The organism is Amycolatopsis sp. WAC 04169 (genome assembly GCF_003947535.1).
Taxonomy (GTDB): Bacteria; Actinomycetota; Actinomycetes; order Mycobacteriales; family Pseudonocardiaceae; genus Amycolatopsis; species Amycolatopsis keratiniphila.
In genome coordinates this window covers 209512-219445 of sequence record NZ_QHJI01000015.1, presented here as the reverse complement: position 1 = coordinate 219445, position 9934 = coordinate 209512, and the positions used below count along the sequence as shown (strand labels likewise).

8 protein-coding genes are annotated in these 9934 nt (G+C 68.7%); all 8 read left to right on the top strand.

Annotated features, from left to right (window positions below; all coding sequences use genetic code 11):
- The first annotated feature begins 332 nt into the window (after positions 1-332).
- The 8 genes from DMC61_RS37310 to araA all read left to right on the top strand — a co-directional run bounded on the left by DMC61_RS37310 (position 333) and on the right by araA (position 9931).
- Positions 333-1346 carry a LacI family DNA-binding transcriptional regulator gene (locus DMC61_RS37310; RefSeq protein WP_125695214.1) on the top strand — a complete coding sequence of 338 codons (1014 nt, stop codon included), beginning with the start codon at positions 333-335 and terminating at the stop codon, positions 1344-1346.
- Between the two features lie 78 nt (positions 1347-1424).
- Positions 1425-2396, top strand: coding sequence for an ABC transporter substrate-binding protein (locus tag DMC61_RS37305; RefSeq protein ID WP_016334656.1), 972 nt, complete (start codon positions 1425-1427; stop codon positions 2394-2396).
- Positions 2397-2400: 4 nt separating this feature from the next.
- The gene (locus DMC61_RS37300; RefSeq protein WP_125695213.1) at positions 2401-3921 is read left to right on the top strand and encodes a sugar ABC transporter ATP-binding protein; all 1521 of its coding nucleotides are present in this window, start codon (positions 2401-2403) and stop codon (positions 3919-3921) included.
- Positions 3918-4955, top strand: a complete 1038-nt coding sequence (locus DMC61_RS37295) for an ABC transporter permease (RefSeq protein WP_125695212.1) — start codon at positions 3918-3920, stop codon at positions 4953-4955. Before DMC61_RS37300 ends, DMC61_RS37295 begins: the two co-directional genes overlap by 4 nt.
- The gene (yjfF, locus tag DMC61_RS37290) at positions 4952-5935 is read left to right on the top strand and encodes a galactofuranose ABC transporter, permease protein YjfF (RefSeq protein WP_125695211.1); all 984 of its coding nucleotides are present in this window, start codon (positions 4952-4954) and stop codon (positions 5933-5935) included. The genes DMC61_RS37295 and yjfF overlap by 4 nt, the downstream gene beginning before the upstream one ends.
- 137 nt (positions 5936-6072) lie before the next feature.
- The gene (gene araB / locus DMC61_RS37285) at positions 6073-7746 is read left to right on the top strand and encodes a ribulokinase (RefSeq protein WP_125695210.1); all 1674 of its coding nucleotides are present in this window, start codon (positions 6073-6075) and stop codon (positions 7744-7746) included.
- Positions 7743-8429, top strand: coding sequence for an L-ribulose-5-phosphate 4-epimerase (locus tag DMC61_RS37280; protein WP_016334651.1), 687 nt, complete (start codon positions 7743-7745; stop codon positions 8427-8429). The genes araB and DMC61_RS37280 overlap by 4 nt, the downstream gene beginning before the upstream one ends.
- Positions 8426-9931, top strand: coding sequence for an L-arabinose isomerase (araA, locus tag DMC61_RS37275; protein ID WP_125695209.1), 1506 nt, complete (start codon positions 8426-8428; stop codon positions 9929-9931). The genes DMC61_RS37280 and araA overlap by 4 nt, the downstream gene beginning before the upstream one ends.
- The last annotated feature ends 3 nt before the right edge of the window (positions 9932-9934 follow it).

Genomic DNA, 9934 nt, shown 5'->3' with positions numbered 1-9934 from the left:
ACAACCACACGAGACTGCACTCCACCATCGGCCACAACACCCCAGCCGAAACCCGAACCAACCACTACCATCAGGCCTCTGCCGCCTGAAACCCCGTGTCCGCCTCACCGGGGCAACTCCACACGCGAGTTGTCCAGCTGATCACGCGTGTCGTCCATCCGCGCACGGCGATAGGTGCCAAGGCGTCCTTGGCACGTCCCGGCGATACGCCCGGGTTGGCACACCGAGCGGGGCCGTGACCCGACTGTGACTCGGCGAGCGCTTGACCCGACTCGTGTTATCGCTAACACTTGCGGCACTCGTCACACGGTACCGGGATTGGGAGACAGGCGATGGCGCGGGAAACCACCGAGAGCAAGCAGGCCAGTCTCACCGACGTGGCCGCGCTCGCGGGTGTTTCGCATATGACGGTTTCGCGCGTCATCAACGGCACCGGCCCGGTCCGCGCCGAGACGCGGGTCCGCGTCAACGCGGCGATCGAGCAGCTGGACTACCGGCCGAACTCGGTCGCCCGCGCGCTGGTCACCGGCCGTTCGGGCACGCTCGGCGTGGTCGCGCTGGAGGCCAACCTCTACGGTCCGGCCAGCACTTTGAGCGGCATCGAGCACGCCGCCCGCGAGGCAGGCTACGCGACGACCATAACCAGCATCAGCCGCCCGGGCCGGTCGTCCATCACCGACGCCGTGGAGCGCCTCCGCCGCCAGGCCGTCGAGGGCATCGTCGTGATCGCGCCGCACGTCACCGCTGCTCGCGCGCTGGAGGCGGCGCCCAGTGACGTGCCGCTCGTCGCGGTCGGCGGTGGTGAGAAGGCGCCGGTCCCGGTGATCTCGGTCGATCAGTACGACGGCGCTCGCCGCGCCACCGAACACCTTCTCGGCCTCGGGCACGACACCGTCTGGCATGTGGCCGGGCCCGAAGACTGGCTGGAGGCGCTCGATCGCGAACGCGGCTGGCGCGAGACCTTGGAACGGCACGGCGCGCCGATCCCGCCCGTCGTCCGCGGTGACTGGAGCGCGCGGTCGGGGTACGCGGCGGGGCGGTCCCTCGTCGGTGAAAAAGGACTGGACGCGGTGTTCGTGGCCAACGATCAGATGGCCCTCGGCTTCCTTCGCGCCTGCACCGAGGCCGGCGTGAACGTGCCGGGGGAGATGCGGATCGTCGGCTTCGACGACGTTCCCGAGGCGGCGTACTACACGCCGCCGCTGACGACGGTGCGCCAGGACTTCGTCGAAGTCGGCAGGCGCACGTTCGACCTGCTCCGCCGCCGGATGAACGGCGGTGAGAGCCGAGACCGCGACCTGGTGGTCCCCGAACTGATCGTGCGGGAGAGCACCGGTCTTTCGTAGTGCCGAGGTCCGTCCCTGCGGCTCAAGGCGCGAATGTTAACGCTAACTCAATTGATCAGTGTGGATCTAGGAGTCGATGTGGCAAGAAAACCGTGGACGGCGATCGTGGCCGGAGTGGCCGGGCTGCTCCTGCTCTCCGCATGCGGCGGTGGTGGCGGGACGGGTGGCGGCGGCGCCCTCACCCTCGGCTTCGCCCAGGTGGGAGCGGAAAGCGGCTGGCGTACGGCGAACACGAAGTCGATCCAGGAGTCGGCGAAGGCGGCCGGGATCGAGCTGAAGTTCTCCGACGCGCAGCAGAAGCAGGAGAACCAGATCGCCGCGATCCGGTCCTACATCCAGCAGAAGGTCAAGGTGATCGCCTTCTCGCCGGTCGTGGAATCCGGCTGGGACACCGTGCTCAAGGAGGCGAAGACGGCGAACATCCCGGTGATCCTCACCGACCGGGCCGTCGACTCGCCGGACAAGTCGCTGTACAAGACCTTCCTCGGTTCGGACTTCGTCGCCGAGGGCAAGAAGGCGGGCGAGTGGCTGGCCAAGGAGTTCGGCTCCGCGGCGGGTGACGTCAGCATCGTGGAGCTGCAGGGCACCACCGGTTCCGCGCCGGCGAACGACCGCAAGAAGGGCTTCGCCGACGTCATCGCGTCGAACCCGAAGTTCAAGGTCGTCGCGTCGCAGACCGGTGAGTTCACCCGCGCCAAGGGCAAGGAGGTCATGGAGGCCTTCCTGAAGTCCCAGCCCAAAATCGACGTGCTCTACGCGCACAACGACGACATGGCCCTCGGCGCCATCGAAGCGATCGAGGCGGCGGGCAAGGTGCCCGGCAAGGACATCAAGATCGTGTCGGTCGACGGCGTCCGCGATGCCCTGCAGGCGCTGGCCGACGGCAAGATCAACCACGTCGTCGAATGCAACCCGCTGCTCGGCCCGCAGCTGATGGACCTGGTGAAGAAGGTCGCCGCCGGCGAGCAGGTGCCGCCGCGCATCGAGACCACCGAGACCGAATTCGACCAGGCCGCGGCGAAGGCCGCGCTGCCGCAACGCCAGTACTGAGCCGATGACGGGAACCCCTGCGACGCTGCGGATGAGCCATATCCGGAAGGAATTCCCCGGCGTGGTCGCCCTCGACGACGTCTCCTTCCGGATGTTCCCCGGCGAGGTGCACGCCCTGATGGGCGAGAACGGTGCCGGCAAGTCCACGCTGATCAAGGTGCTCACCGGCGTTTACGGGGTGGACGCGGGCACCATCGAACTCGACGGCGCCCGGGTCGCGTTCAGCGGCCCGGGCGAGGCACAGCGTTCCGGCGTGAGCACCGTCTACCAGGAAGTGAACCTCTGCCCGAACCTGTCGGTGGCGGAGAACATCTGCCTCGGCAAGGAGCCGCGACGGCGCGGCCGCATCGACTGGCGCGAGACGCGCCGCCGGGCGGCCGCGCTGCTGGCCAGGCTGGACGTCGAAGTGGACGTTTCGGCCGAGCTGGGCAGCTGCTCGATCGCGGTGCAGCAACTGGTCGCGATCGCCAGGGCACTCGACGTCGAGGCGCGGGTGCTCGTGCTCGACGAGCCGACGTCCAGTTTGGACGCGGGCGAGGTCGAGCAACTGCTGAACGTGGTGCGTTCGTTGCGGGATCAGGGGATGGCGATCCTGTTCGTCTCTCATTTCATCGAGCAGGTCTTCGCCGTCGCGGACCGGATGACGGTGCTGCGCAACGGGAAGCTGATCGGGGAGTACCGCACCGAGGAGATCACCCCGGTCGACCTGGTGACCAGGATGATCGGCAAGGAACTCGCGGCGCTCGAAGACATCGAGGACGCCGGGCACAGCCGGTCGGACGTCGCCGGGGCGCCCGTCTTCCTCGAAGCGGGCGACGTCGGCCGCAAGGGCGGTGTCGCGCCGTTCTCGCTCGACATCCGGTCCGGCGAGGTCGTCGGCCTCGCCGGGCTGCTCGGTTCGGGCCGCACCGAACTGGCACGGTTGCTGTTCGGCGCCGATCACGCGGACAGCGGCACGGTGCGGATCGAGGGTGAGCCGGTGTCGCTGAAGACGCCGCGGACCGGCCTCGACCACCGCATCGCGTTCTGCTCGGAGAACCGCAAGACCGAAGGCCTCGTCGAGGAACTCACCGTGCGGGAGAACATCGTGCTCGCGCTGCAGGCCTCGCGAGGCTGGGCCCGGCCGATCCCGCGGCGTCGGCAGGACGAGATCGCCGAGCGCTACATCAAGGCGCTCGACATCCGGCCGGCCAACGCCGAGGCGAAGGTCGGTGACCTTAGCGGCGGCAACCAGCAGAAGGTGCTGCTCGCGCGGTGGCTCATCACCGAACCGCGACTGCTGATCCTCGACGAGCCGACGCGCGGGATCGACATCGGTGCCAAGACGGAGATCCAGCGGCTGGTCGCGCGGCTCTCGGGGGAGGGGATGGCCGTGGTGTTCATCTCCGCCGAACTCGAGGAGGTGCTCCGGCTGAGCCATCGGGTCGTCGTGCTGCGCGACCGCGCGGTGGTCGCCGTGCTGGACAACGAAGCGCTGACCGCGGACCAGGTGATGGCGACGATGGCCGAAGGAGTCGCACGATGACCAAACATCGGTTGTTCTGGCCGGTCGTCGCGCTGCTGGCGCTGCTGCTCGGCGACCTCATCGCGCATCCGGCGTTCTTCGCGATCGAGTTCCGCGACGGGCATCTCTACGGGAACCTGATCGACATCCTCAAGAACGGCGCCCCGCTGATCCTCATCGCGATCGGTATGACGCTGGTGGTGGCGACGCGGGGGATCGACCTGTCCGTCGGCGCCGTCGTCGCGATCAGCGGCGCGCTCGCGTGCCTGCACCTCAGCGGACTCGGCGATCAGAACAGTGTCGGCGGGACGCTCGCGGCGGTCGGGATGGCGCTGGGGCTCGCCCTCGTACTCGGTCTGTGGAACGGCTGGCTCGTGGCGGTGCTCGGCATCCAGCCGATCATCGCGACGCTGATCCTGATGGTCGCGGGCCGCGGCATCGCCCAGCTGATCACCGGCGGCCAGATCATCACCGTCAATTCGCATCCGTACGAATGGATCGGCAGCGGGTTCACCTTCGGCCTGCCCAGTGCGATCCTCATCGCGCTGGCGGTGTTCGCCATCGCCGCCGTGCTGGTCCGCCGGTCGGCGCTGGGGATGCTGGTCGAATCGGTGGGCGGGAACCCGGAGGCGGGCAGGCTCGCCGGGCTCCGGTCGGCGCGGCTGATCTGGCTCACCTACGTCTTCTGCGCGCTCTGCGCCGGCATCGCCGGTCTGATGATCAGCGCGAACGTGCACAGCGCCGACGGCAACAACGCCGGGCAGTTCATCGAACTGGACGCGATCCTCGCCGTCGTCATCGGCGGGACGCAGCTGACCGGTGGCCGGTTCTCGCTCACCGGTTCGGTGATCGGCGCGCTGCTCATCCAGACGTTGACGACCACCGTCTACGCGCTCGGCATCGCGCCCCAGGCGATCATGCTGTTCAAGGCCGTGGTCGTGCTGGCGGTCTGCTTGATGCAGTCGCCGGTGTTCCGCCGGAAGCTCGCCCGGCGGCGGAGAACGGCCCCGCCGTCGCCCGCGGTCCGGCCGGAGAAGGTGGAGGCCGGGGTATGACGACACTCGACCGCATCAAGGGTTACCGTCCGCGGCAACGGCATCTGCCGATCCTGGCGACGATGGCGATGCTCATCGGCGCGTACATCTACGGCGCTTCGAGCTACACGGCGTTCGGGTCCGGGCAGGTCGTGCTCGACCTGTTCATCAACAACGCCTTCCTGCTGGTCGTCGCCGTCGGGATGACGTTCGTGATCCTCACCGGCGGTATCGACCTGTCGGTGGGCTCGGTGGTGGCACTGTCCACTGTGGTCTCGGCGGATCTATTGCAGAACCAGGGCTGGCCGGTGCTCGCGGTGATCCCCGCGGTACTGGCGATCGGCGCGGCGCTCGGCTTCGGCATGGGCGTGCTGGTCCAGGTGTTCGAGATCCAGCCGTTCATCGCGACGCTGATCGGGATGTTCTTCGCCAGGGGGCTCTGCTACACCATCAGCACCCAGGCGTACTCGATCGGCGATCCGACGGTCGCGAGCCTCGCGCAGACGCAGATCCCGCTCGGCGGGGAGCTGCACATCTCGATCGGCGTGGTCGTCGCGCTCGTGGTGGTCGGGGCGGCGGCGTACGTCCTGTACGGGACCAGGTTCGGCCGGACGGTGTACGCGATCGGCGGGAACCCGAAGTCCGCGCTGCTGATGGGCCTGAACGTCGGCCGCACGCGGATCACGGTCTACACGCTCAGCGGGTTCTGCTCGGCGCTCGGCGGGCTGCTCCTGGTGCTGTACAAGTCCTCCGGCGATCCGCTCAACGGTGTGGGGCTGGAGCTCACCGCGATCGCGGCCGTCGTCATCGGCGGCACGCTGCTCACCGGCGGCTCCGGCTACGTCCTCGGGACGGTGCTCGGGATCATGGTGCTGGGCATCATCCAGACCCTGATCACCTTCGACGGCACGCTGAACTCCTGGTGGACCTCGATCATCACCGGTGCGCTGCTGTTCGCCTTCATCGTGCTGCAACGCCTCGTCGGGAGGCGGGCGACGTAAGACGGAACACGCGTGATCGAGGCCGTAACTCGCGTGATTGGAGGCGGACCGGCTTCAATCACGCGAGTTACGGCTCCAAACACGGGTGATCGTGGTTTTCGACCAGGAATGTGAACGCTAACAGTACGGGAGAAGAAGTGAGTACAAGGGAGCCGCTGGTCGTCGGCGTCGACTTCGGGACGCTGTCCGGCCGGGCCGTCGTGGTCCGCGTCCGCGACGGCGCGGAACTGGGCAGCGCGGTTTCGGAGTACCGGCACGGCGTGATCGACCGGATCCTGCCGCAGACTGGCCACGGTCTGCCGCCGGACTGGGCGCTCCAGGTGCCGTCGGACTACGTCGACGTCCTCCGCACCGCCGTGCCAGCGGCCGTCCGTGCCGCCGGGGCGGATCCCGCCGACGTGATCGGCATCGGCACCGATTTCACCGCGTGCACCATGGTGCCGACGACGGCCGACGGCACGCCGCTGTGCGAACTGCCCGAGTTCGCCGAGGACCCGCACGCCTACGTGAAGCTGTGGCGCCACCATTCCGCCCAGCCGCAGGCCGACCGGATCAACGCGCTGGCCCGGAAGCGCGGCGAGTCTTGGCTGCCGCGCTATGGCGGGCTGATCTCTTCCGAGTGGGAGTTCGCCAAGGCACTGGAGGTCTTCGAAGAGGCGCCCGAGGTCTATGCCCGGATGTGCCACTGGGTCGAACTCGCCGACTGGATCGTCTGGCAGCTCACCGGAACCTACGTCCGCAACGCCTGCACCGCCGGCTACAAGGGCATCCTGCAGGACGGCCGCTACCCGAGCGCGGAGTTCCTGGAGGAGTTGGCTCCCGGCTTCGGGTCCTTTGTGGACGACAAGCTCGTGCATCCGCTGGGTGCCCTCGGCGACAAGGCGGGCGGCCTGAGCGCTCAGGCGGCGGAATGGACCGGGCTGCCCGAGGGGATCGCGGTCGCCGTCGGCAACGTCGACGCGCACGTCACCGCGCCCGCCGTCCAGGCGGTGGAGCCGGGGCAGATGGTCGCGATCATGGGCACCTCCACCTGCCACGTGATGAACGGCGCCGAACTGCGCGAGGTGCCGGGGATGTGCGGTGTCGTCGACGGCGGGATCGTGTCCGGGAAATGGGGCTACGAGGCCGGCCAGAGCGGCGTCGGGGACATCTTCGCGTGGTTCGTCGAACACGGCACGCCCGCGTCCTATGTGGACGACGCCAGGGAGGCGGGGATCTCGGTCCACGAACTGCTCACGCGGCTCGCCTCGATACAGGAGATCGGCGAACACGGACTGGTCGCACTCGACTGGCACAGCGGGAACCGGTCGGTGCTGGTCGACCACGAACTGTCCGGCGTCGTCGTCGGGCAGACCCTCGCGACCCGCCCCGAGGACACCTATCGCGCGCTCCTGGAGGCGACCGCGTTCGGTACCCGGACGATCATCGAGACCTTCGAACGCGCCGGGGTGCCGGTCACCGAACTGATCGTCGCCGGTGGCCTGGTCAAGAACCCGCTCCTGATGCAGATCTACGCCGACGTCACGAACCTGCCGCTTTCCGTGGCCGGTTCGGCGCAGAGTCCCGCGCTGGGCTCGGCGATCCATGCCGCGGTCGCCGCCGGGGCGCATGCCGACGTCCCGGCCGCCGCGCTCGCGATGGGTTCGGTCCGCCGGGCGGTCCACCGCCCGATCGCCGAGAACGTCAAGGCCTACAACGACCTTTACGCCGAGTACGCCGCGTTGCACGACTACTTCGGCCGTGGGGCCAACGACGTCATGCACCGGCTCGCCGCCCGGCGCCGTACCGTCCGGAAAGGACTGCACCGATGAGCCTCGCCGTGGAGATCACGGACACCTTCGAAGAACTGCGCGACACCGTCGCCCGCTTGCACAGCGAGCTGACCCGCTACGAGCTGGTCATCTGGACCGCGGGCAACGTGTCGGCGCGGGTCCCCGGGCACGACCTGATGGTGATCAAGCCGTCCGGGGTGTCCTACGACGAGCTGAGTGCCGACACGATGGTCGTCACCGACCTGTACGGCGAAGTCGTCCACGGCGACCTCGCGCCGTCCTCGGACACGGCCGCGCACGCCTACGTCTACCGGCACATGCCGGAGGTCGGCGGGGTCGTGCACACGCATTCGACGTACGCGACCGCGTGGGCCGCGGTCGGGGAACCGATCCCGTGCGTGCTCACGATGATCGCGGACGAGTTCGGCGGCGAGATCCCGGTCGGCCCGTTCGCGTTGATCGGCGACGACTCGATCGGCCGGGGCATCGTCGAGACGCTGCGGTCCAGCCGGTCGCCCGCGGTCCTGATGCGCAACCACGGCCCGTTCACCGTCGGCCGCACCGCACGCGACGCGGTCAAGGCCGCCGTGATGGTCGAGGACGTCGCCAAGACCGTCCACCTCGCTTCCGCGCTGGGCAGGCCGGAACCACTGTCCGAACAGGACGTGGACCGGCTCTACGCGCGCTACCAGAACGTCTACGGCCAGCAGGGAGAGAAGTGAGCACACAACGCAAGACCGAGGTCTGGTTCCTCACCGGGAGCCAGGCGCTGTACGGCGAGGAGACCCTCGAACAGGTCGCTGGCCAGTCGTTGCAGATCCAGCGGATGCTGGCCGACACCGGCCGGATCTCGGCGGAGATCGTCGCGAAGCCGGTGCTGACGGAGCCGTCGGCGATCCGGCGCGTGATGCTGGAGGCGAACGCGGACGACGCGTGTGTCGGGGTGATCGCCTGGATGCACACGTTCTCGCCGGCGAAGATGTGGATCACCGGGCTCGACGCGCTGCGGAAACCCTTGCTGCATCTGCACACCCAGCTCAACGAGGCGCTGCCGTGGCAGTCCATCGACATGGACTTCATGAACCTGAACCAGGCCGCGCACGGTGACCGCGAGTTCGGCTACATCCAGACCCGGCTCGGGGTGCCGCGCAAGACCATCGCCGGGCACGCCGCGGATCCGTCGGTCGCCGACCGGATCGACGCCTGGGTCCGGGCGGCGGTCGGACGCCAGACGATCGGCTCGCTCAAACTCGCGCGGTTCGGCGACAACATGCGCGACGTCGCGGTCACCGACGGGGACAAGGTCGAGGCGGAGCTGAAGTTCGGCGTCTCGGTGAACACCTATGGCGTCAACGAACTCGTCGCGCTGGTCGACGCGGTACCCGACGCCGAGGTCGACGCTCTCGTCGGCGAGTATGCCGAGACGTACGCGCTCGCGCCGGAACTGACGAAGGCGGGTGAGCGGCACGAATCGCTGCGGTACGCGGCCCGGATCGAGCAAGGGCTTCGCACGTTCCTGACGAGCGGCGGTTTCGGCGCGTTCACCACGAACTTCGAGGATCTCGGCGGCCTGCGGCAGCTCCCAGGCCTCGCCGTGCAGCGGCTGATGGCCGACGGCTACGGCTTCGGCGGCGAGGGCGACTGGAAGACGTCCGCGCTGCTGACCGCGGTGAAGGCGATGGGCCGCGATTCCGAGCGCGGGACGTCCTTCATGGAGGACTACACCTACCACTTCGGCCCCGGCGAACCGAAGATCCTCGGCGCGCACATGCTCGAGGTCTGCCCGAGCATCGCCGCCGCCAAGCCCTCGTGCGAGATCCACCCGCTCGGCATCGGCGGCCGTGAGGACCCCGTCCGGCTGGTCTTCGACGCCGCCGCCGGTGACGCCGTGGTGATCGGCCTCGCCGACCTCGGCGACCGGTTCCGGCTGGTGGCCAACGAGGTCGAGGTCGTCGCACCGGACGAACCGCTGCCGAACCTGCCGGTGGCGCGCGCGGTGTGGAAGCCGGCGCCGTCGCTGGCGACGTCCGCCGAGGCGTGGATCACCGCGGGCGGACCGCACCACACGGTGCTCACCCAGGCCGTCGGCGCCGAAACCATCCGGGATTTCGCCACCATGCTCGACGTCGAACTGCTGGTGATCGACCAGTCCACGACGCCCGCCTCGATCGCCGACCGGATGCGCTGGAACCAGGCCTATTACCGGCTCGCACAAGGATTCTGATCG